This window comes from Corynebacterium sp. HMSC077G07 (assembly GCF_001809225.1).
GTDB classification, from domain to species: Bacteria; Actinomycetota; Actinomycetes; order Mycobacteriales; family Mycobacteriaceae; genus Corynebacterium; species Corynebacterium jeikeium_D.
In genome coordinates this window covers 222,416-243,732 of record NZ_KV796535.1, presented here as the reverse complement: position 1 = coordinate 243,732, position 21,317 = coordinate 222,416, and the positions used below count along the sequence as shown (strand labels likewise).

The window sequence follows — 21,317 nt, the reverse complement described above, 5'->3', positions numbered from 1 at the left end:
GGTGATGCATTCACCGCCTGAACCTACCGGGCTCAAAGTGTCATAAACCTAGTCACTTTCTTGGCGTTATAGATGGGCGTACGCCGCGCGGAGGCGGTCGAACCACCAATCGCGGCGGGGGCCCGGCGCGGCGAGCTCGGCCAGGCGGGAAGGGTCGGGAGCGGGGTTGGTGACGGGCAGTCGGCCATCGATAAGTGGCCGGGGCTCGATGACGTCCTCGATAAACAGCGAGGACGTGGCCAAACCCGCCGCGTTCGGCTCCGGCTGCAGCTCTGTGGCAGGCAGGGCCGCCGCCGTGAACAAACCGGCGGCCATGCCAACACCGGTGTCCAGGGCGCTGGCGACCGTCACCTTCATCGCGAGCTCCTCGGCCAACCGAAGCAAGCAGCGTGGTCCACCAAGCGGCGCGACCTTCATTACGCCCACGTCCGCCGCCTGTTCGCGCGCAACCAAATACGGATCCTCGGCCTTGCGAATCGACTCATCGGCAGCAATCGGGCAAAACTCCCCCACTGTGTCGCGGACCGCGCGGAGCTCGGCGACAGTCGCAACGGGCTGCTCCATGTACTCCAGCGGCCCCAACTCATGAGCGGCGCGGATGGCCTGCTCCACCGACCAGCCACGATTCGCATCCACCCGCACCACAGGTTCATAGCCATAGGCTTCGGCCACCGCGGTGCGGACGGCGGCTACGCGCTCGATGTCGTCGTTAAGCGATTGGCCGCTCTCTGCGACCTTGACCTTAAACGTGCGGCACCCGGGGTAGCGCGCCACGACCTCCGGCACCTGGTCGGGTGTGACGGCGGGGATGGTGGCGTTGACCTCGACAAACTCGCGCTTCGGGATGGGCAGGCCGACGTATGCGCATTCGATGGCCGAGCGCAGCCACGCGGCGGCCTCGGACGCCTCGTATTCCAGGAAGGGAGCGAACTCGCCCCAGGTGACGGGGCCGTCGATGAGGAGTGCCTCGCGGGTGGTGACGCCACGGAATTTCACTGCCATGGGCAGCGCGACGACGTGGGCGCGGTCGAGGATGTCATCGATGGGCGGAAGCTGGATGTTGGGCGCAGCGGACACAGACATACCCCTCATGCTAGAGACCTTTATGCTGGAAGCCATGACTGATACCGCGAAGTACTCGACCGATAACCCCTTCCGCCCCGAGCAGTGGAAGACGGTTGATGGTTTTGAGGATTTGACCGACATCACCTACCACCGCCACGTCGGCGAGGGCCGCGAAAACGGCATTGTGCGTATTGCGTTTGATCGCCCGGAGGTTCGTAACGCATTCCGCCCGCATACCGTCGATGAGCTCTACCGCGCGCTCGACCACGCGCGTCGCACCCCGGATGTCGGCGTTGTGCTGCTGACCGGTAACGGCCCGAGCACCAAGGACGGTGGCTGGGCATTCTGTTCGGGTGGTGACCAGCGCATTCGCGGTCGTTCCGGCTACCAGTACGCCACATCCCACGAGCATGACGACGCTACCGCGGACGCATCCACCATCGATACCGCGCGTGCCAAGGTCGAGGGTGGCCGCCTGCACATCCTGGAGGTGCAGCGCCTGATTCGCACTATGCCGAAGGTTGTCATTGCCGTGGTCAATGGTTGGGCCGCAGGTGGCGGACACTCCCTGCACGTGGTGTGTGACCTGACACTGGCATCCCGCCAGGAGGCCCGCTTTAAGCAGACCGACGCTGACGTGGGATCTTTCGATGCCGGCTATGGCTCGGCCTACCTGGCGAAGCAGGTTGGTCAGAAGTTTGCCCGCGAGATTTTCTTCCTCGGCCGTTCCTACGACGCTGAGACCATGCACCGCATGGGCGCTGTCAACGAGGTCGCCGACCACGCTGAGCTGGAAGATGTCGCGGTGGAGTGGGGCCGCATGATCAACGGTAAGTCCCCAACGGCGCAGCGCATGCTGAAGTTCGCTTTCAACCTGACCGATGACGGACTGATGGGCCAGCAGGTCTTCGCGGGCGAGGCTACTCGCCTGGCGTACATGACCGACGAGGCCGTCGAGGGCAAGGAAGCGTTCCTGGAAAAGCGTGACCCGAACTGGGACGAGTTCCCGTTCTACTACTAGGGGCAGTTAGGGGGGGGCGCCGGCTGGGGCGCTCGTCGGGCCCTGCACTTTAGCGCTCATTCGTGGCTGTAGAACAGCCGAGAGCGTGCGCTACAGTCACGGGTCTGCGCTAGAGTGCCTCCGACGCTTCGACCGCCAGCCCGCCATTGCGAGTCGGGAGCACCGCACCTTCTACCTGATAAACCTCTCGCAGCATAGCTTCATTAATGACCTCTGCCGGAGGCCCTGCACTGCTGACCCGACCATCGGCTAGAACAACCACATGTTCGCAAAAGCGCGCCGCTTGCCCCAGGTCATGAAGTGTCATCACTACCGCGCAGGGCAATTCCCGCGCACACTTGCGTACCTGCCCGAGAAGCATCAATTGGTTACGCAGGTCGAGTGCGCTGGTGGGCTCGTCGAGAAGCAATACCCGAGGTCGTCGCACAACCGCCTGCGCAAAACTCACCAACTGCCGCTGTCCCCCAGACAACTCAGACATCAGCCGCGATGACAACGCAACCAACCCAAGTCGTTCAATGGTGGCCTGCACTTCTGCCCGCACTGTGGATCCGACACGCAGTGCGGAAAACCCAGAAAATGACTGTTGCCGGGCAAGCAGGACGCTTTCGTACACGGTCAATGAGCTCAGCGGCGGAGGGTCCTGTGGCAAATATAGAGATCTTTCAGCACGTACCTGCCCCGAGCAGTTTTCAAGGCCCGCCAAACACCTCAGCAGTGTCGATTTGCCAGCTCCGTTGGGACCGACCAACGCAGTCACGCTTCCCATCGGAAGAGGCCCAACGTCGACATTGTGCAGGACATGATGGCCGTCGTAAGCAAAAGACACTCCTCGCGCGCTAAGAGCGGACGATTCTGGAGGGGTTTCGCCGAGGGGTTTACCGTCAGGTTTACTGGGGCTGTCGTGATGACCATGTACAGCGTCGTTCCCGACAAAGCGACTTGCCTTTAGCCAACCCACATTTTCCTCCTCTGGCCAGCGATAATCGCGACAAATACGGGCACTCCTACAATTGCGGTAATAATGCCTACGGGAAGAATTACACCCGGTTGAATCACCTTCGACACTGCCGATGCCGCAACCAGAAGCAGCGCCCCTACCAAAGTCGAAGCAGTAAGAAAATAACGTTGATCTTCGCCTACCAATAAGCGCGCAACGTGTGGGCCGACGAGACCGATAAATCCAATCGTACCGGCCATCGACACAGCGGTTGCCGCCATAAAGGACACCACGATAAGGGTCAGCGCACGCAGTCGATCAACGTCTACGCCAAGGGCTTTTGCGCGGTCATCGCCCATCCGGAATGCAGTCAGCGACCAGGCATTGAGGTAAAAGAAGAGTAGCCCCATCACGAATATCACCGCGAGCAACGCAATCTGCGTCCAGTTCGAGCGGGTGAGACTACCCATCGTCCAGAACACAACCTGTTCCAACTGCGTCTCCGAGGCCAGGTATTGCATCAGGGCCAGTAGAGCGTCGAAAAAGAATACAATCGCGATACCGAGGAGAATCATCCCCTCGACTCCTGGGCCACGAAATCGGGAAAAGAGCAGAATCGCAGCGCAGGCCAGCATCGCGAACACCCACGCAGTCCCGGCCATCCCCAGCACCGCACCGATTCCCTCAGAAGCGAAGCCGGTGACCACAGCCAGGGCAGCACCGAATCCGGCCGCCGCTGACACGCCCAGGGTGTACGGCTCGGCCAGGGGATTTCCCAGAATTGTCTGCATTTGTGAGCCCGCCGCTGCCAGCGTCGCTCCGACGAGCACTGCAGTCACGGTCATCGGAAGCCGAATGTCGAAAACAATCTGGTGGTCAATGGGTCGCGCACCAACCGGATGGGTCAATGTATGCAAAACTTCGCTGGCAGGCATGCTACCGCCACCGAGTAGAAAGTCAGCAAGCGATGTCAAAGCCAACACCACAGTAATCAGAGCGATTATCACCCACTTCTTCCGTGCTGCGCGCTGATACCAGTGAAAAGTTGACTGCACCATTACTCTATCAGGGCTGACTTCCTGCTCCCCGCGAACGGCGTCTCCGCTCCCCTGCGTTGTTGCCAGGTTTCCGTGCGAAACTTGCATGTTCGACATCACTCCAGCCCAGTCCAGAAGGTGCCCGAGGCCTCGATTGGCAGGAACTTATCGTGCAGGTCCTGTACCTCTCGTTCAGTGTCAATGTCGCCGAACAAGTCCGGGTGCATGGCCTTTGCAAACATCTCGACTGCCAGGAAGTTATATGGCGAATCGTAAAAATGATGCCATGCGACGAAAGTACGCTTACTTTTCACCGCGTCGACTTCACGCACAGCGGGTTGCTTACCGACGACATCGTGAAGGGCCTTTTGCGCCTCTTCCTTCGATTCCGAGTAACCCAGCGGTACGTAATTTCCTTCCTTGACCGGAGTCTTACCCTGATCCCAGTCTGCGCCTGTGGCAATGATGACTTCAGGATTCTTCCCGGCCAATGCCTCTGGCGATACCTGCCCTTGCTTCGCATCAATCATTTCGTCGCCAAGGTTTAGTCCACCGGCAAAATTGACAATCTGCGCCAGGTTGGACTTGGCGAAGGTTGAGCAGCAGTCAAAGTAACCGGGTGCTCGCCACAGGAATGTCGGTGTCGGTGCTGGTTTCTTCTCGGCAAGGCGGTCAGCGACCTTGTTGACCTTCTTCTCGTAGTAGTTGATAAAGTCTTCCGCCTGCTTTTCACGCCCCAGCAGTTGTCCCATCATTCGAATACTGGGCTCGGTGTTTTTCACTGGGTCAATGAAGTAGTCGACAGTCACCGTCGGCACGCCTGCCTTTTCTAATCCATCAACGATTCCAGCATCTTTAGCCGCGTCGAAGACACCCGCATTTACTACGAAGACATCGGGTCGGGACTCCAGAGCCTGTTCCAGCGACATAGTGTTGTTGTAAATCTCGCCTGTGGTCGGGATGTCCTTGATCTTGGGGAACTTCTCAACGTAGCGGTCGTAAGTGGCTTTGTCGTTTTCCTTCAGGTCCTCTGGCCAGGCAACGATCTTGTCAGTTGGATTGTCTGGGTTCAGAAGCGCCGTCGTGTAAAGCATCTTCTGCCCGCCCATCAGGATTCGCTCGACATTCTGCGGGACTTTAACTTCGCGTCCTAGCGCATCGACGACGGTACGCTTCTCACTGCTAGCGGATGCGTCTCCATTTCCATCTGAGCAAGCGGCGAGAAGGACGAGCGACATGCATAGGAGTACCGCGAAAAGCACCCTTGCGGGGAAGTCACGCAGTAGCACGCTTGGAGTAAGAGGAGAACTAACCTTCATTTTCTTCTTTCCGGAGCAGGCGGTCAGTCGACCGCATATTCAGCTCCTCGGATCCCCTTCGGTAGAGGGAAAACGTCATCTTTACGTGGATGGTTCAGACTATTTCTGGATGGGTGTTACGAAGCTTCGGCCGTCACACGGAACTAGTGGGTTGCAGGTGACGCTGCAGAGCGCGGTAAAGCAGAGCAGCGGTCGTGGAAAAGCCAAGGATGAGCCCAACCCAAACGCCATATCCTTCCCAACGAAGGCCAAGGCCAAGAATCAGGAGAGCTGGAACCCCCACCGCCCAGTAGCCCCAAAGGGTCGCACTGAGACCCGACTTCGTGTCGCGCAGCCCACGAAGGAGCCCCACCAGCACGTTCTGGGAGCCTTTAGCGAACTGCTGAAGCACGGCAAGGCACAACAAGATTGTCGCTATATGGCGTACATCGGGATTGGCACTAACGTTGGAATCAGTAAGGAACAGTCCAACGACGTACTTGCCCAGTAGCAACCAGAGCAAACCGACGACGGCAAGATAAATACCCACTGCGTGCAAAACCCGACGTGATACCTGTTTGACTGCCTCGGCACCATCCGCTAATGCACGGCTGACCAGTATAGATCCTCCGTGCGAGAAGCCGATACATACTTGGTAGACGATATAAGCGAGTTGGTTAACAACGGTGTGCGCTGCCAGCATGACTGGGCTAACCAGGCCCATCGCTAGACCTGCGATAGTAGTAATCGCAGCTTCAGAGCCGTAGGTAAGCGAAACTGGAATCCCAAGCCGAATAATGCGCCTCATGCATGCTGCGTCGCCGGGCCTCGGAATGACCGCGAAGAATTTCCGTAGCTGACGGTCTCTTTGCAGCAAGCCAGCAAAGGACAGCAGGGTAAAAACCTGGACGCAGGTGGTCGACAGACCGATGCCCACCAGTCCCCATGCAGTTCCCCATTCATTGACACTTGTTAGCCGGAGGAATCCAGCGTTGAGAGCAGCGTTGACAACGATGGAGATGAGCGTAACCACCAGCAGAGAGCCCGGCCGACGCATGCCGACTGCAAACTGCCGCAGGACATTGAGCCAAATCATCGGGATAAGGCCTGGTGCAAGCGCGACCGTCATCGAGAACGCTAGCTCGGCAACAGTGTCGTCGATGGGCAAGATGAGTGCAAGCGCACCAAATGAAATCACGATGAGGCCACCAATGATTGCAGTTGCGGTACCGACGGCCATGCAACTGCGTACCGCTTGGCGGATTCGCTCAGCCGCAACTTCCTCGCCTGTCTTTTCCCACTCCGACGCGGCCTCGGCTACTAGGTTGCCTCCGGCGGTGACCATACCGACACACATGGTGCGAATCTGGTTGTAGAACTGCATTGCGAGTCCGCCGCCGGCAATTGCCACTACACCGAGGGTCTGCAGCATCAGCACATCGGTCGTGGTTAGCGCAACCCCCGCTAGCTGAACGCCCGCGATGGGTAGCGCAAGCGAATAGACATCACGGTAGGACACGGTTTGCTGGCCAATTGCACGAGCTGGTTTTATCACCCGGCCACCTCGAAGGAACTAGCAATGGCACGAGAATCACCATAGGCTCTGAGCATTCGCGAAACTTGACGCTCCATAACTTCTGAATACAAATGATTTTTCTGAAGCCAATCAGTATCAAAAATTGTGTCGAGATATTTCTCACCAGCATCACAAACAATGACGACCATTGTTGTTCCTGCCTGAAACTCGTGTAGATGACGCAAACCTTCGTAGATTGCAGCACCTGCTGTGCCTCCAACCATGAGCCCATGTTCCCTAGCCAACACTCGGGCCACAGCGAATGCCTTGACATCGCTAACTTTGACTCCATGGTCGATGAGGTTGTAGCGGACGTTATTGCCGATTTTGAAACCCGACGGAGCACCGGCACCTGATTGCTTATATGCCCCTGGCACCCCACCAAAAATGATGGAGCCTTCGGGTTCAACAGCCAACGACTCGGCGGTATGCCCAAGCTTCCTCAGATGTTCCGTTGTACCGCACAACGTCCCGCCCGTTCCGATTGCCGCAACGAGAACGTCAACCTTTTCTGGGATTTGCTCATCGAGTTCGTATGCAAGCTGCCAGTAACCAGCTGGGTTGTTGGGATTATTGTGCTGATCTGGCCACCATGCATCCGAGGTCTCGGCGACAATTTCTGCGGCCTTCGCACGTCTAAGGCTCGTAGACGGAACACAGGATTCTTTATCCCCGACGAAGACCAACTCTGCTCCAAGTGCTTGCATGGAACGCAGCTTGTCCTTAGCAGCGTGATGATCCACAATCGCCGTAAACTTGTATCCCCGCTGAGAGGCCACAAATGCCAGACCTAAACCAGTGTTTCCACTAGTGGGTTCAATGATTCTTCCGCCCGGCTTGAGCTCGCCGGAGATCTCCGCAGCAACAATCATCTCCAGCGCCATTCGCACCTTTACGCTTCCCGTCGGATTTAGGCAATCCATCTTCAGTAATAACCGGCTTCCGGATCCGGTATTACACAGTTCAAGAATTGGCGTGTTTCCAATTAAACTACAACTCTCAAGCGAACATGTTGCGCAAGGTTTTCTTAATTTTTTTTCAGAATATGGAAAATCAATCATGACAGACCCCAATTAGACATTTAAACCAATTCCCGATATAAAGGCCTATCTATTTTCGGCAAGCTTCCCCGACCTTCCCAAACAAACCGCATGGGCAGGCGAATTTGATGAAATTCGCTTTCATTTTTGTCCATCTGATAACCAGCCGTATTGTGATAAATAACCAAATCCCCAACTCTCGGAATTCGATTCATTTGGACCTTTCGCCAAGTGAGCATGTCATATTCCATACAGCTACTTCCGCCAACACAGACACCAACCGAGCGCGATAGACAATTACTGCCACCGCTAGGCCTGCCCATGTAATTGGCGCCATCATCTGAGCCGGGATTCTCCCATAACGTCATGTCAGGCATGTATTCACTGCCTTTCCATTGCTCAGAAAGGCTCATACTTAAACCCGCAACAGTAATAATTATGTAGTCGTCTCTCCATTTCACACCCTGAATTGGAAAAACGCTCAATCCACAACCATCTAACGCCGCTCGGCCTGGTTCAATGGCCAACTGAAATCGCCCATTTTTTAGCCGTTCCGCAAGCGAAGTGCTAGTTTTATCAATCCTCTCAACTGAAGGCGAATTAGCTACTCCTGAAAGAATTTCATCTAACATTTCAGGGCCATCATTGCCCTGCCCACCATACGGATAAAGCCCTTCTGGAATTCGACCAGAATGAAAATAGTCTCGCTTATCCGGTGAATCAATAACCTTTTCCCGAAACATTTCCCACTGGGATGGCTCACAATACTGAACCGAAAATCCTCCACCTATGTCCAGCATCTCTGCCGTCCATCCTTTAATTCGAAGAATTTCCATAAAATCCAAAGCTTTATGTGCTTGGCGGTTACGCTGAGCGGGACTGTATCCGTTCAAATGGAAGGTCACGCCCCTACAGTCAATCCCATTACTAGATTGTTCTCGCAGGGCCTCAAGCTCTCGAAGCCACTGTGCCATGGAGGTGCCGAAGCGAGTCTCAGGCTGTTCTTCAGGCAGTAACCTAATCAACACCGGAGCATCAACGACTCCAAGATCCTTAGCCAGCGAATTAATTCGGAATAGTTCGCTCGGAGAATCTACTGCAATTAGAACTCTCTGCCTGAGAGCAAGAGTCAAAAGCGATTGCGATTTTTCCGCACCCGTAACAACTAAGTCGGCAGCACACACACCAGCGCCTAAAGCGCCGGTGAGCTCCTCCCCGCTCGCAACATCTACGCGATGCCCCTCTTCGGCGACTGCGGGGATCCAGCACGCAGACTTATTTGCTTTGTGAGCGAAGTAGATATGCGAGTCGACTCCGTGACGCTCGCAAACAGCAGCAAAAGCATTCAAATTCTGGCGAAAAACCTGAGTATTTAGAACATGAAAAGGCCCTGCCGCTAGTGTGGCTAAACGAGTTAGTTCCGAGACGCCGTCACTTGGAATTGACAGTAAATCTTTCGCCCAGTCACGTTGTTTCGGGACCAGGGTCGAGGTCTTGGGCACAGAGGGTGTAGAAGCAAAAGTTTTATCGTTCACTTTTCATTTCCCGTAGTGCCGACAGCGAGCGTTACGACCATAGCGACACCTCCGTACCTCGCCCAGCAGAAAATGCACGAACCGCAAGTTCCTGAGCAACTGGAATATCCGTAATAATCATTCCCGTCGAGAATGCAAAAACTCGGTCAGTTTCATTCGTGCGCCCTGGGGCCTTTCGCGCGAGAATATCGGGTAGTGTTGCATCCAATTCCACTTCTTTGCCCTGGAGCAATCGCTGCCCAACTAGCTCGAACTGTCCGGCACTAGTAGCAATTACCCTGTCTGCAGCAGCAACAGCACCATCCGCAATTCCCTTGGAAGCAACAGAAATTAGCAGCCCACCTTCGGGAATCCATTCAGTTTGAATCGATGGGTGCCAGGCACGACCGGAAGCAACTACGGTGATATCGCTGCTTTGAACTGCCTTCATAACAGAAGCATCATCGCGTTCAACTAGTTCGATATTCCGCTCGGGAAACCAGTGATTAAGCGACTTCCGGCTTTTTTCTAATCCTCCCGGATGAGTTCCATGCAGCTGTAGTTTTTCGAGGCTCGGCACTGCTGTGACCAAGTAGGAAAGTGTGTTAACTGACTGAATCCCAGTGCCAAAAACAGTCACAGTCTTCGCATCAGCGCGTGCACATTCTCGCGCAATCAATGCTGTCGTAGCGGGAGTTCGCGAGGCTCCAACTTTTTGGCAGTCCATTAGCGCGTATGGCATGCCGCTTTCATCGTCGTAGAGACTAATGGTGGTGTAGTACTTATCTGGGTTGTCGCTTCCGTGGCGATAAGAGGTCTTGTATCCAACGAGATCACGGTTGGCATCAAAACCGAGCATCGAAAAAGCAATCGAGTCCCGGCTCTCAACCGGTAAGTCAATCATCATTTTTGTCGGGCACTGCGAGGAACCTTCCGCGAATGCCAAGTATCCATCTTCTACTGCACGGATAACCAGCGAAGGTTCGAGTTCGATATCTTCCAAGTCCGATCGGGTCAAAAGTCGAAGCTTTGGAGTTTTTGAATCAATCAATAGAAGTCCTTCAAGCAAGTAACGATTGATAGCCAACCATTCAACCAACAAAAGGAGAGCCTACACTACCTGTCATAGGTATGGCTACCCTAATTCCTAAATTCTATCGGCGATCACAGGCAGTGAAGGTTCAATGACTCCAAGCTGGGCGCTAAGCAATATCGCTACTCTAAGGCGACGACGCCGTCGCACACGGCGGCGAGAAGCCTGTGTTCATGGCTAATCATGAGAACACCGCCGCCAGATACGGCGAAATCCCGGATGACCTCGACGATTGCCGCGGAGTTGGCGGCGTCGAGCATGGCGGTCATCTCGTCGCAGATGAGGTAGCGTGGACCGGCGGCCAGGGTGCGAGCGACTGCGGCACGCTGGAGCTGCCCGTCTGAGACCTGGCTAGGGAAGCGATCGAGAAGGTCCGGAGTCAGCCCAACGTTTCGGATGAGCTCGTCGATGTCCACACTTTTCCCGGTTCGCTGACCATCCCGTCGCCCTTGCCGCCCCTGTCGTGCGGCTGAGCGAATGGTGCGCCCCAAAGTCATCCGCGGGTCGCAGGACCTTCGGGGAGACTGAAACACCATCCCAATCTGGCCACGAACCCGCTGCCCGGCGCGGCTGCGCACAGCGCCGACCGGCACCCCGTCGCAGAAGCACTGCCCTAAATCGGGCACTTCCAGGCCTGCGAGGATACGGCCGAGCGTGGACTTGCCAGCCCCCGAAGGCCCACGAAGCCCGACGATCTGCCCTGGATCAACCCTGATGGAAACGTCCGATAAAACGACTCTCGCAGAGCCGTCCTTGGCGCCGAATGACTTCGACACGTTCTCGGCGACCAGCGCTTTGCCACTCGCCTGCGCGTCACAGCTCACCGAAGCCTGCTCACTCACCAACGCCTTACTCACCACAGCCTCCTCGTTCATTTCCCCGCCTCCTCGAGCCTGCGCGCGTAGCAATAGTCCTCGTCCAGGTTCGTCAAGCTCGGCACCACGCCGGGCATCGGCCGCATGCCGTTTTCGGGCAGCGCTGCGAGCAGGTCGCGCATGTATTCGCTGGCTGGGGCCTCAATCACCTGTTTTGCCGGTCCCGTCTCCTCAAGGCGCGATGCGTACATCACTGCAACTCGGTCGGCGATGCCGCTATCGCGCAGCTCGGAAATGTCGTGCGTAATTAGCATGACTCCCACACCACTGTCGGCGATTTGGCGAAGCATGCGCAGCAGGGCCATGGTCAGGTCGGGGTCGAGGGAGGCCGTCGGCTCGTCAGCAATCACCAGAGCAGGGTCGCCAGCCAGGGCGAATGCCACTGCTGCGCGCTGCGCCATACCCCCGGAAAGTTCGTGGGGATACAGCGCCGCGACCTCCGCATCCAGGCTGACTCGCCGCAGCATCTCCTCCACCGTGTGGTTGCGTCCCAGAACGGAAATTGTTTCTTTTAGCTGTGCCCCGACCGTGCGCACCGGTGTCAAAAACGTCGCCGCCGACTGCGGTACTAGCGCGATTTGCCGCCCCGCCAGCTCCTCGTCAGTGCGAGCAAGGCCCGCGCCGGTACGTCGCCGCGCCAGAATTTCGATGGGCTCGGCGTTCCTCTCCGCTTCTGCACCACTGTCAGCTGCCCCTTCGCGCGGATAGAAACGCACCTGCCCCTCTACTCTCGCGTGCGGCGGCAGCATGCCAACCACCGCCGAGGCAATAATCGACTTTCCGCAGCCCGACTCACCCACAACCGCGACGACCTCTCCCCTACCCACAGTCAGGGACACGCCCGTCGCGGCATGCACCACGTCACCACCGCGCAGGGGAATCCGCACTGTCAGTCTCTCAATGTCCAGCAGCTTCTCTCGCTTGCCGACGCCCTCCCGAGCACTCACACCAGCACCTCCTGTCCGGTCACCCGCTCCTTCAAATGCGTGCCGACGGCCGCAATACACAACGTTGTGGCGACGAGGAAAAACGAGGGAAACACCAAAATCCACCAATGGCCGAGAAGCAGGGCGCCCTCGGCGTCGGCAAGCAGAGTCCCGAGAGACGGCTTGTGCGGCGGCAGGCCCACCCCAAGGAAAGACAGCGTCGACTCGTGCCAGATTGCGTGCGGGATCAGCAAGATAAGGCCGACCAAGGACTGCCCCAGTGCCGCCGGAACAACGTGCCGAGCTAGCACGCGTGCGCGGCTCATTCCGGACAGGAGCGCGGCCTCGACGAACTCGGCGCCCCGCAGATGCAGCACGGACGCACGGACCGTTCGGGTGATGGTCACCCAGTGCGTCAGTACCAGGGAGATGATGATTGCGGGGACCGAGCCTCGGAAAAGGCTGACGATGAGCAGCCCCAGTAGCAGGTGCGGCAGCGCGTTGGTGACGTCGGCGCTGCGCATAATGACGCGGTCGACGCGCCCGCCGAGCATGCCTGCGGTAACGCCGAGGACGATACCGACGATCGCCGAGCACACTGCCGTGACCAGTGCAATGAAAAGGGAAATGCGCATTCCCGCAGCAACTCGAACGAAAACGTCGTGCCCCTTCGAATCGGTACCGAAGAAGTGCTCAGGCCCCGGGGCGACACCGGAATTGGCGAAGTCGGTGAGCACCAGGTCGGAGTCGTGAAACAGCGGAGTTAAAAAGGCGTAGGCAGCGATGAGGACCAGGCACGCCACGGCCACGACCGGGGCGACCGGCCTCTTTGTCGTTTTAAGCATCTGCATCCACCCGTGGGTCGAGGACGACGAAGGCGACGTCGGCAAGCAGATTTCCGAGCAGGACGATAGCCGTCGTCGCGATAGTGAGAATGCTCAGCAGCGGAAAGTCCAAGCTCTGAGCCGATTTGACCAGCGCGGTTCCGAGCCCAGGCCACGCGAAGACCGCCTCCACCAGTGTCGATCCGACGACCAGCTCAGACAGTCGCGCGCCGATGAGCGCGAGGAAAGGCGGCACTGCGGTCGGCAGGATATGGGAGAAAATGATCGTTCGGCGCGGAATGCCGCGGACCTGCGCTCCGGTGACCGCGCCGGAGTCCATGACCTCGACGATGGACTCACGCAACGACAGCACCAGCCACGGCACCTGCGTAATCGCAAGAACGACAGCTGGCAGCGTAAGGTGCGCCACTGTAGAGGAGAAAGTCACGGGCTCGCCCGGGTAGGTCAGGCCTCCGGTGGGAAATAGCTTCCAGGCCAACGCAAAAAGGCCGAGGCCGCCGAGTGCAACGACGAAGGGCGGGGTCGCCTGAATCACCGTCGAGATCGACAGGACTAGCCGGTCTAGCACTCCCCCGCGCCGCACCGCAGCCCACAGTGCCAGAACGAATGACAGCGCGATAGCTCCGGCAAGTCCGCAGGCGCCGAGCAGCATCGTCCACGGCAGACGCTCGGCGAGCACCTGCGTCACCGGCTGTGAGTAGGACCTCGAAATGCCAAGGTCGCCCACCGCCAGGCCCTGCAGCCACACCAACCACGACTCCCACCAGGGCCTATCCAGCCCCAACTGGTGAGAAATCGAGACTCTCTGCGCTTCGGTCAGGTTGCCCGCCTGACCTTTGAGATACGCATCCAAAGGGTCGAAGGGGCTCACCGCCGCCAGCGCGAACACTGCTGCCGTCACCGCCACAACGATGGGAACGGCTACCAGCACTCGCCTCACGACGATTCCTGCGACCTGCCGTTTCCGGCTCTTGAAACGGGGTTGATGCTCAGAGGGGTGTAGACGCGGGTGTGAGTGCGGGCGCGAGCGAGGGTGAGGACGTGGGTGTGGCTCGGCTTTTGTCATTTACTTGTGCCATGCCCCCAGGTTGAACCACGGGCCGAAGTTCAGGCCGTGGGCATGGGGCTCAAGGATGGCATCCGGGTGCGTGTAGCCACGGTCGCGCTCGACATAGACATGGTCAACGTAGACCAGCTGCAGCATGGCGGGCTTTTCGGCGTAGAGCTTCTGAATCTTACGGTAGAGCTCGTCTCGCTTGGCCTGGTCCGCTTCGACGCGCGCCTGGTCGAGCAGCTTGTCGATCTCCGGGTTGACGTAGTCGGAGCCGTTATCCCACTTGGCACCGGCACCCGGCTCAGCGTACTTGGAGTGCAAGATTGAGTAGATCTGGCCGTCGACGGAGTACGGGGTACCGCCTCCTCCCAGCATGACCGGGGTCTTGGCGTAGTCCTCGCGGGTGACAGACTTGGAATCACGGGCGACCGGATTGACCTCAATGCCGACCTTCTTCAGGTCGGAGGCTGCGGCCAACGTCAGGTCTGTGCGGGCGTGATCGCGGTTCGGGAAGTAGATGACATCGAACGCGGCGCGCTGGCCGTCCTTGACGCGGATGCCGTCCGAGCCCTTCTTCCACCCGGCGTCGTCGAGAAGCTTCTCGGCCTTCGCGGTGTCGTGCTTGATCTCGGCGGTCGGGTCGTAGGCGTCGCCGTAGAAGTCCGCGAGGAAGGTGGAGTTCGGCTTCGCGTGGCCCTTCATCACGTCTTTCGCCATGGCCTCACGGTTGACAGCCAGGTTGACCGCATTGCGGATTGCCTGGTCACCGGTGACCGGGTTGCCCGCTGGAAGGGTGATTCCGCGCCAGTCCGCCGAATGCGCCGACTCGACCTTGAATCCCTCCTGGCCTTCAAATTCCTGCGCCAACGCCGGCTCCATAATGGTTCCGTCGCCCTCGCCGCCGCGCAGCTGCTGAGCACGGGAGTTTTCGTCCTGATTGACTCGGTAAATGACTTTCTTCAGCTCAGGGGCCCCGCCGTGATAATCCTCGCGGGCCGTGAAGATGGCCTCGTCGGCACGCAAAGATTCGAGCTTGAACGGGCCAGTTCCCACGGGCTTGGTATTGAGATCTGAGTCCTCGGCGGGCTTCAAATCATCGAAGTTGAAGGCCTCCGACGGGGCGATGCCGTTGAGGAGCTGGTGATCGAATTCCGCGTACGGGATATTCAGCTCGAAGACGACCTTGTCTCCGTCGGCGTGCACCTCATCGAGCATTTCCCAGTTCGGAGCCTCAGAGGAGGCCGAGCGCTCGTCGAGGATGGCCTTGTAGGTCGCCACGACGTCCTCCGGCCCGAAGGTGGTCCCGTCGGAGAAGGTGATTCCGTCCTTGATTGGAACGGTCCACGTTTTGTTGCCATTGCTCGGCTCGGCGGGGCCGGAGGCTAGCAGAGGCTCAAAGTCGACGGGCTTCGTGGAGGTGTCACCCGACACCGGCTTGAGCCGGAAAAGGCCCTCGTAGACCGGGGAATCGCCGGACCTGCTGTAACCAGCAACCGGGTTGTATCCGCCGGTTTCGTTGTTATCCAGCAGGACCAGGGTCTGCTCGGCGCTGGCGCCGGAGTCCCCGGCGGCACCGGAGGCGGACTTATCATCGGGGTTCGAACAGGCGGTCAACCCGAGGCCACAAATCGCAAGTGCAGAGACCGAGACAGCCAGGGTTCGCCCCGTGCGGGTAGAAAACATTTACTCCCCTTTATTGAAGGATAGGCACAACTAAGTAGTAACCGCTTTCATTATCTACTCATTGGAAACTTTATTTCAATGGTTCAAAATCTTTTCTTCTTGTTGCGCAAATGTTTAGAACCCAGGTAAAAGGCAGAAAAATCCCGAAGACCTGGTACGACGATGGCGGCAACACATAAGTGCTGCCGCCATCGACTCCCCCCCTATATTCGCTTATAAAGCGCTACGCTACCTTCGTAACCTCAAAACGCTGCTCCGGGTGAACGTAGGCCTCCTGCGCGCGCACGAGCTCCAGCTCGCCAGAGCCGGACTCGTGCGTGACCTTCAGCAGCTCAAAGATACTGGCCGCTGTGTTACCCAACGCGACCGAAAGGTCACCGTAAATACCGCGACCGCGCAGCAGGTTGCCTGCAAACAGCGCAGCCGCGACATCGCCGGAACCGTTGCGCTTCAGGGGCAGGTACGGCGTCGCCACCAGCCATGCGCCCGCACCATTGACGGCGAGCATCTCAATCTCGCCCTCCTTGCGCTCCGGACGCAGCACACTGGTCACCAACACGGCCTCCGGGCCCATCTCACGAGCAGCATGGGCTGCCGCAATGGTGGACTCCAGGTCGTTGACCTCGCGGCCCGTCAGGTATCCCAGCTCGAACTGGTTCGGCGTAATCACGTCTGCCACCGGCACAACCTTGTCGCGCAGCAGCGGCGGAATGTCATCCGAGACGTGGCAGCCGCTCTTGGCATTTCCCATCACCGGGTCACACGAGTAAATGGCCTTCGGGTTGCGCTGCTTGGCCATCGCCACGGCCTCGATGATGACATCCGCAATATCGCTACCGCCCTGGTAACCGGAGATAATCGCATCGACGTCGTCAAGCTTGCCCAGCTCATCGATACCCTTGATAACCTCGCGCACATCCGTGGCCGGAATCATCGGGCCGCGCCACTGGCCGTAGCCGGTGTGGTTGGAGAAATCGACGGTGTGGACCGGCCACACTTCAAAACCTGCGCGCTGCAGCGGGAAGACCGCAGCGGAGTTGCCCACGTGGCCATAGCTCACATGCGACTGGATGGACAGAATCGAGGGCACGCGGTTGAACTCCGCGACAGTTTCAGCTGCCTTTTCAGTAGGGGCCTGGTTTTCGCTCATACCATCTATATTGCAACGGATGCACGAAAATCCCATATTCCCTAGTAGGCGCTGGGGCGACGTCGGCTGGCTTTGAGCTCGGAGCGGCGCTGCTTCTGCGCTTTACGACGGGCAATCGAGGCCCGACTCGGTCGAGTCCGCCGGCGCCTCGGAGGCGGTGGCTGCACAGCTTCTCGGATGAGTTCCGCTAAGCGCCGCCTGGCTTCCGCGCGGTTGCGTACCTGGGAGCGCTGCGTGGTAACCGACACGGTGAGTGTCGTGCCATCGAGTCGGTGGCTGAGGTTCTGGAGAGCGCGGCGGCGGTAGACGTCGGAAAGCACGCTGAGCTCGGCGATATCGACCGATAGCTGCACCTTGGAATCCGTGGTGTTAACGCCCTGACCGCCCGGCCCTCCGGAGCGCGCGAAGCGTTCGGTGAGCTCCGCCGCGGGGATGACGAGGCCCTTTGGGATGCCGGGACCTGGTGGGATGTTCAGGGGTTTCATGGTGGCCAGTGTAGTCAGGACGCGTTTGTGATCGGGTCCCGTTTCCTCCAATCCGCTGTTAAACAACAAATGCTCACCTAAGCTGGCAAATAACATTTATCCACTTATAAAAACAGCAAGAAAAGGCAGGATTGAGACACCATGGCCACTTCTGATTCCCCGTCCATTTTCATCTCCGGCGGCGCGCAGGGCATTGGCCGCGCGGTGGCCGAGAAGTTCCTGGCTGCAGGCTGGACCGTCGGCGTCTACGACATCAATGAGGATGCCCTGGCGAAGCTCAAGGCTGAGCGCCCGGAGGTAATCGTCGGCAAGCTGGACGTGACGGACTTTAAGCAGTGGGAGGACGCGCTTGCGGACTTCACCTCCCACACCGGCGGCAAGCTGACGGTGCTGGACAATAACGCGGGCATCATCGGCGATGGCGATATCACTGACCAGTCACCGGAGATTATCCGCGCGCAGGTGGACATCAACTGCACCGGCCTGACACTGGGCGCGAAGGCGGCGCACCCGTACCTGAAGCGCACTAAGGGGTCTCACCTGGTCAACATGGGTTCGGCTTCGGGCATTTACGGCCAGCCGCACATCGCGCCGTACTCCGCGTCGAAGTTCTACGTCTCTGGTCTGACGCAGGCTCTGGATCTGGAGTGGCGCAAGGACAAGATCCGCGTCGTCGCAATCATGCCGCTGTGGGCGAAGACCAAGCTGGCGGACGTTTCCGCCGGTTCCACCCGTCGTCTTGGCGTGCGCATTACGCCGAACCAAGTCGCTGATGCTGTGTGGAAGGCAACGCACCCGCAGAACTTCATTGAGCGCCAGCGTCACTTCTACTCGGTGTCGGCGGCAGACTTTATCCTGCGCTACCTGGGCAAGATTGGTCCGCAGTTCCTTTCCCGCCCGGTTAACGCAATCATCGCGGGTTAAGAGGCAAACTAGACCTATGCTCTTCGATCAACTCCCGCGCGACGATGCCCGCATCACGCCGGGAGTTGTTCATTTGCCGGGATGGCTTCCCCTGGACCGGCAGGCGGGCATCATCACGCAACTCCGCGACATCGCCCGCGACGTTGCCGGCACTCCCCTGGCCATGACTCGCCCGCAGCTCAAAAGTGGCCAGATGCAGGTCTTTATGCTGCATCTCGGCCGCATGTGGGCCACCAATCCCTACCGCTACGTCACGCACGCAGGCGGCGTTCGCGTCCCGCCCGTGCCTGACAACCTGCTACAGCTCGCTACCGAAGCACTCGGCGCTGCCGCGCTTTACGACGAATCCCTCAGCCAGTGGCCCACCACTTTTCGGCCCGACATGGCGTTGGTCAACTACTACCCGCCCGGGGCCACCATGGGGATGCACCAGGATCGAAACGAAAACTACCCTGCCCCGATTGTGTCACTCTCTATCGGCGATGAGGCTCTGTTCCGCATTGGCGGGACTGAAAACCGCAACAAACCCTGGGATGACGTGACTCTCGCCAGCGGGGATGTGATTGTGTTTGGTGGTCCGAAGCGGCTTGCGTTTCATGGTGTGCCCAAGACTCGTCCGGGCACGCTGCCGGAAGGGTGCGGGCTTAAAGAGGGCCGCATCAACATCACATTCCGGCAAGTGGAAAACTCACACTAAACCGCGCAAGCCACCGACCGCTAGCCTAGACACATGCAGCGCACCGCTTCCTCCATGCACGCACAGCCTGCCACCGCGCAGACCCCTGCCCCACTCGACTGGCGCAGCCGGGTACGTTTCTTTGTCGGCTCGTTCCCAACTGCCGATCTCGCTATTGCGACTGCTTTCCTGCTGTGCTGCTGGTTGAGCATGACGCCGCTACTTACTTATGGCCCGAGCTTTACTTATGTCACCAATGTGATTCTGTCCGCGATGATTGCCGGGGCCGCAGCGTTTCGTCGTAAAGCAGTGCGTGCATCGTTTGTGGTTACGTACAGTGCCCTAGCGGGTCTCGCCTTGCTGGTGTGGCTATCCCCAGTGAACCTTGGGCTAGACCCCATTATTGTTGCTGCCCCACTATCTCTATGGGCTGTGACCAGGTGGGAACCGAATCGCACCTGGGGCATCGTTGGGCTGTTTTTAGGGTTGATTGGCAGCTTCCTCAACCCGGCAGTTCCTGCCTTCGGCTTTACCCCGGAACGACTATTGGTCTTCGGACTACCGGCGGTGCTTATCACGGCGAGCGCGTACGCAGTGCCACTATGGCTGCGCATCAACGCCGAGGAACATGCCGCGGAGTTGGAGAACGTCGTGGCGCTCAACAAGCTGGAGTTGTCCAGGGAGCTTCACGACGTCGTGGGGCACGGACTCACCTCTATTAAGGTTCAGGCCCAAACCGCTCTGTACCTGGCGGAGATGGATGGCTCACGAGCGGAATCCGCTGCTGAAAAGACTACGCTGGAAGGTATTGCCCAGACCGCAGACCAATCGTTGCGGGATGTGCATGCGCTTGTCGATGCGCTACGTGATGGCGGCGAGATTAGCGCTGACCCGAATGAGATTCCGCGTCTGGTTGCGGCAGTTTGTCCGCCGGGTCGCGATGTTTCGGTGACTCTGCCGGAGTCTTATGGAGACCTGGCGGATTGGCCACTCGCGAAGCGTTTGACTTTGGTGCGGGCAGTGACGGAGTTGGCCGCGAATATGGCCAAGCACTCATCGGGCGCTGGTCAGCTGGCACTGGTAATCGATCCACCTGCCGATGCTGATGACAGCCCGGCGCGGGTTCATTTGGTGACTGCAAACCGGGCTGAGAGCGAAACTTTGGAACCCAGGAAGCGAGCTGGCGCTGGCCTGATTGGTCTGGAAGAACGCGTGGCTCAGCTCGGTGGCGAGATGACTTATGGTGAAAGCGACGGCATGTTCCGCGTCAGTATTCGGCTGTAAGCGGTTCGACCGAAGCAGGGCTGACTGTCAATCCTGTTGAGAAAGACGAGCAATGGATGTAATTCGAGTATTAGTGGCTGAAGATCAGGCTTTGATTCGGCAGTCTTTCGCGCAGCTTATTGATGCCCACCCGCAGATGAAAGTCATTGGTGCCGTGGGCGACGGCGCCGAGGCTGTGCGTCGTGCCTCCGGAGCCGATGTGGTCGTCATGGACATTCGAATGCCCGTGATGGACGGTATCGAGGCCACACGACAGATTGTGCAAGGCGTGCCGTCCGGAGGTGCGGCTCGCGCTTCCACTCCAAAAGTCTTGGTACTGACCACTTTCCGCGAAGAAGACCTGGTGCTCGGCGCTTTAGAAGCTGGGGCCGCAGGCTTTTTGCTCAAAGACTCCAATCCCCGTGAGCTGCTTTCGGCCATCATGCGTATCCACCGTGGTGAAGGAGTCATCGATCCGAAGGTGACGCCGATGGTGTTGCGGCATGTTTCACCGCGCGCACCGCACTCAGGACAGCCAGCGAGAGCGTTCTCGACACATGGCGCTGACTCAGACCCCACTCACACAGGAACCCAATTCACACCCCGCGAACAGGAGATTTTGAACCTCGTCTGCCAAGGGCTTTCCAATGACGAAATTGCTCGCAGGTTGGTTGTCGCCACGACGACAGTGAAAACCCATGTGAAATCCCTGTTGACCAAGACAGGCTCACGCAGTCGCGTGGATCTTGTCATTTGGGCTGCGAAAAACGGGCTGCTGTAGCTTCTCCTCGCTGGTACCGTCATCCTCGCTATCGCCTCCTCCCTAGGGAGGATATTTCCGCCACCTCATCC

The 21,317-nt window shown here is 58.5% G+C and carries 20 protein-coding genes; 5 read left to right on the top strand and 15 right to left on the bottom strand.

What is annotated here, in order from left to right; all coding sequences use genetic code 11:
• Positions 1-66: 66 nt before the first annotated feature.
• Positions 67-1,092: an o-succinylbenzoate synthase gene (locus tag HMPREF2562_RS06810; protein WP_016422030.1), complete on the bottom strand. Its 1,026-nt coding sequence runs from the start codon at positions 1,090-1,092 to the stop codon at positions 67-69.
• Positions 1,093-1,105: 13 nt separating this feature from the next.
• On the opposite strand from HMPREF2562_RS06810, the gene HMPREF2562_RS06805 reads away from it, so the two are divergent.
• The gene (locus HMPREF2562_RS06805) at positions 1,106-2,086 is read left to right on the top strand and encodes a 1,4-dihydroxy-2-naphthoyl-CoA synthase (protein WP_016422029.1); all 981 of its coding nucleotides are present in this window, start codon (positions 1,106-1,108) and stop codon (positions 2,084-2,086) included.
• Between the two features lie 109 nt (positions 2,087-2,195).
• On the opposite strand, the gene HMPREF2562_RS06800 is transcribed toward HMPREF2562_RS06805, so the two are convergent.
• From HMPREF2562_RS06800 to arfB, 14 genes are all read right to left on the bottom strand, one after another.
• Positions 2,196-2,855: an ABC transporter ATP-binding protein gene (locus tag HMPREF2562_RS06800; protein WP_080969612.1), complete on the bottom strand. Its 660-nt coding sequence runs from the start codon at positions 2,853-2,855 to the stop codon at positions 2,196-2,198.
• A gap of 179 nt (positions 2,856-3,034) precedes the next feature.
• Positions 3,035-4,084 (bottom strand): FecCD family ABC transporter permease, encoded by a 1,050-nt coding sequence (locus HMPREF2562_RS06795; protein ID WP_042389120.1) that lies wholly within the window; start codon positions 4,082-4,084, stop codon positions 3,035-3,037.
• Between the two features lie 95 nt (positions 4,085-4,179).
• Positions 4,180-5,301 carry an ABC transporter substrate-binding protein gene (locus tag HMPREF2562_RS06790; protein ID WP_224783767.1) on the bottom strand — a complete coding sequence of 374 codons (1,122 nt, stop codon included), beginning with the start codon at positions 5,299-5,301 and terminating at the stop codon, positions 4,180-4,182.
• Positions 5,302-5,515: 214 nt separating this feature from the next.
• Entirely contained in the window at positions 5,516-6,916 is a 1,401-nt protein-coding gene (locus HMPREF2562_RS06785; RefSeq protein ID WP_016422025.1) for an MATE family efflux transporter, read from the bottom strand.
• A complete protein-coding gene (locus HMPREF2562_RS06780; protein WP_080985592.1) occupies positions 6,913-7,998 on the bottom strand; it encodes a PLP-dependent cysteine synthase family protein in 1,086 nt (361 codons plus the stop codon). The genes HMPREF2562_RS06785 and HMPREF2562_RS06780 overlap by 4 nt, the downstream gene beginning before the upstream one ends.
• Before the next feature lie 20 nt (positions 7,999-8,018).
• A complete protein-coding gene (locus HMPREF2562_RS06775; RefSeq protein WP_016422023.1) occupies positions 8,019-9,512 on the bottom strand; it encodes a type III PLP-dependent enzyme domain-containing protein in 1,494 nt (497 codons plus the stop codon).
• Positions 9,513-9,543: 31 nt separating this feature from the next.
• Positions 9,544-10,542, bottom strand: a complete 999-nt coding sequence (locus tag HMPREF2562_RS06770) for an ornithine cyclodeaminase (RefSeq protein WP_070653449.1) — start codon at positions 10,540-10,542, stop codon at positions 9,544-9,546.
• 164 nt (positions 10,543-10,706) lie between these two features.
• Positions 10,707-11,459, bottom strand: a complete 753-nt coding sequence (locus HMPREF2562_RS06765; protein ID WP_016422021.1) for an ABC transporter ATP-binding protein — start codon at positions 11,457-11,459, stop codon at positions 10,707-10,709.
• Entirely contained in the window at positions 11,456-12,406 is a 951-nt protein-coding gene (locus HMPREF2562_RS06760; protein ID WP_016422020.1) for an ATP-binding cassette domain-containing protein, read from the bottom strand. The genes HMPREF2562_RS06765 and HMPREF2562_RS06760 overlap by 4 nt, the downstream gene beginning before the upstream one ends.
• Positions 12,403-13,230: an ABC transporter permease gene (locus HMPREF2562_RS06755; RefSeq protein ID WP_016422019.1), complete on the bottom strand. Its 828-nt coding sequence runs from the start codon at positions 13,228-13,230 to the stop codon at positions 12,403-12,405. The genes HMPREF2562_RS06760 and HMPREF2562_RS06755 overlap by 4 nt, the downstream gene beginning before the upstream one ends.
• Positions 13,223-14,161: an ABC transporter permease gene (locus HMPREF2562_RS06750; protein WP_224783768.1), complete on the bottom strand. Its 939-nt coding sequence runs from the start codon at positions 14,159-14,161 to the stop codon at positions 13,223-13,225. Before HMPREF2562_RS06750 ends, HMPREF2562_RS06755 begins: the two co-directional genes overlap by 8 nt.
• Positions 14,162-14,296: 135 nt before the next feature.
• Positions 14,297-15,967: an ABC transporter substrate-binding protein gene (locus tag HMPREF2562_RS06745; RefSeq protein WP_016422017.1), complete on the bottom strand. Its 1,671-nt coding sequence runs from the start codon at positions 15,965-15,967 to the stop codon at positions 14,297-14,299.
• Positions 15,968-16,190: 223 nt separating this feature from the next.
• Entirely contained in the window at positions 16,191-17,117 is a 927-nt protein-coding gene (gene pdxY, locus HMPREF2562_RS06740) for a pyridoxal kinase PdxY (RefSeq protein WP_222865278.1), read from the bottom strand.
• Between the two features lie 41 nt (positions 17,118-17,158).
• Positions 17,159-17,602, bottom strand: a complete 444-nt coding sequence (gene arfB, locus HMPREF2562_RS06735) for an alternative ribosome rescue aminoacyl-tRNA hydrolase ArfB (RefSeq protein ID WP_070546394.1) — start codon at positions 17,600-17,602, stop codon at positions 17,159-17,161.
• A gap of 141 nt (positions 17,603-17,743) precedes the next feature.
• Here arfB and HMPREF2562_RS06730 point away from each other — a divergent pair, with 141 nt between their 5' ends.
• The 4 genes from HMPREF2562_RS06730 (at position 17,744) to HMPREF2562_RS06715 (ending at position 21,246) form a co-directional block, all read left to right on the top strand.
• Entirely contained in the window at positions 17,744-18,526 is a 783-nt protein-coding gene (locus HMPREF2562_RS06730; protein WP_070546372.1) for an SDR family oxidoreductase, read from the top strand.
• 16 nt (positions 18,527-18,542) lie between these two features.
• Positions 18,543-19,223: an alpha-ketoglutarate-dependent dioxygenase AlkB family protein gene (locus HMPREF2562_RS06725; protein WP_070546371.1), complete on the top strand. Its 681-nt coding sequence runs from the start codon at positions 18,543-18,545 to the stop codon at positions 19,221-19,223.
• A 33-nt stretch (positions 19,224-19,256) separates the two neighbouring features.
• On the top strand, positions 19,257-20,486 hold the full coding sequence (locus HMPREF2562_RS06720; protein WP_049192988.1) for a sensor histidine kinase: 1,230 nt from the start codon (positions 19,257-19,259) through the stop codon (positions 20,484-20,486).
• A 73-nt stretch (positions 20,487-20,559) separates the two neighbouring features.
• Positions 20,560-21,246, top strand: coding sequence for a response regulator (locus HMPREF2562_RS06715; RefSeq protein WP_246815967.1), 687 nt, complete (start codon positions 20,560-20,562; stop codon positions 21,244-21,246).
• Positions 21,247-21,317 lie beyond the last annotated feature (71 nt).

What these genes read in the sequence shown, in the direction of transcription:
- HMPREF2562_RS06755 (WP_016422019.1), bottom strand. Translation starts at nt 13,230, where the DNA reads ATGCTTAAAACGACAAAGAGGCCGGTCGCCCCGGTCGTGGCCGTGGCG.
- HMPREF2562_RS06800 (WP_080969612.1), bottom strand. Translation starts at nt 2,855, where the DNA reads ATGGGAAGCGTGACTGCGTTGGTCGGTCCCAACGGAGCTGGCAAATCG.
- HMPREF2562_RS06730 (WP_070546372.1), top strand. Translation starts at nt 17,744, where the DNA reads ATGGCCACTTCTGATTCCCCGTCCATTTTCATCTCCGGCGGCGCGCAG.
- HMPREF2562_RS06805 (WP_016422029.1), top strand. Translation starts at nt 1,106, where the DNA reads ATGCTGGAAGCCATGACTGATACCGCGAAGTACTCGACCGATAACCCC.
- HMPREF2562_RS06720 (WP_049192988.1), top strand. Translation starts at nt 19,257, where the DNA reads ATGCAGCGCACCGCTTCCTCCATGCACGCACAGCCTGCCACCGCGCAG.
- HMPREF2562_RS06795 (WP_042389120.1), bottom strand. Translation starts at nt 4,084, where the DNA reads ATGGTGCAGTCAACTTTTCACTGGTATCAGCGCGCAGCACGGAAGAAG.
- arfB (WP_070546394.1), bottom strand. Translation starts at nt 17,602, where the DNA reads ATGAAACCCCTGAACATCCCACCAGGTCCCGGCATCCCAAAGGGCCTC.
- HMPREF2562_RS06790 (WP_224783767.1), bottom strand. Translation starts at nt 5,301, where the DNA reads ATGTCGCTCGTCCTTCTCGCCGCTTGCTCAGATGGAAATGGAGACGCA.
- HMPREF2562_RS06780 (WP_080985592.1), bottom strand. Translation starts at nt 7,998, where the DNA reads ATGATTGATTTTCCATATTCTGAAAAAAAATTAAGAAAACCTTGCGCA.
- HMPREF2562_RS06810 (WP_016422030.1), bottom strand. Translation starts at nt 1,092, where the DNA reads ATGAGGGGTATGTCTGTGTCCGCTGCGCCCAACATCCAGCTTCCGCCC.
- HMPREF2562_RS06765 (WP_016422021.1), bottom strand. Translation starts at nt 11,459, where the DNA reads ATGAACGAGGAGGCTGTGGTGAGTAAGGCGTTGGTGAGTGAGCAGGCT.
- HMPREF2562_RS06745 (WP_016422017.1), bottom strand. Translation starts at nt 15,967, where the DNA reads ATGTTTTCTACCCGCACGGGGCGAACCCTGGCTGTCTCGGTCTCTGCA.
- HMPREF2562_RS06725 (WP_070546371.1), top strand. Translation starts at nt 18,543, where the DNA reads ATGCTCTTCGATCAACTCCCGCGCGACGATGCCCGCATCACGCCGGGA.
- pdxY (WP_222865278.1), bottom strand. Translation starts at nt 17,117, where the DNA reads ATGAGCGAAAACCAGGCCCCTACTGAAAAGGCAGCTGAAACTGTCGCG.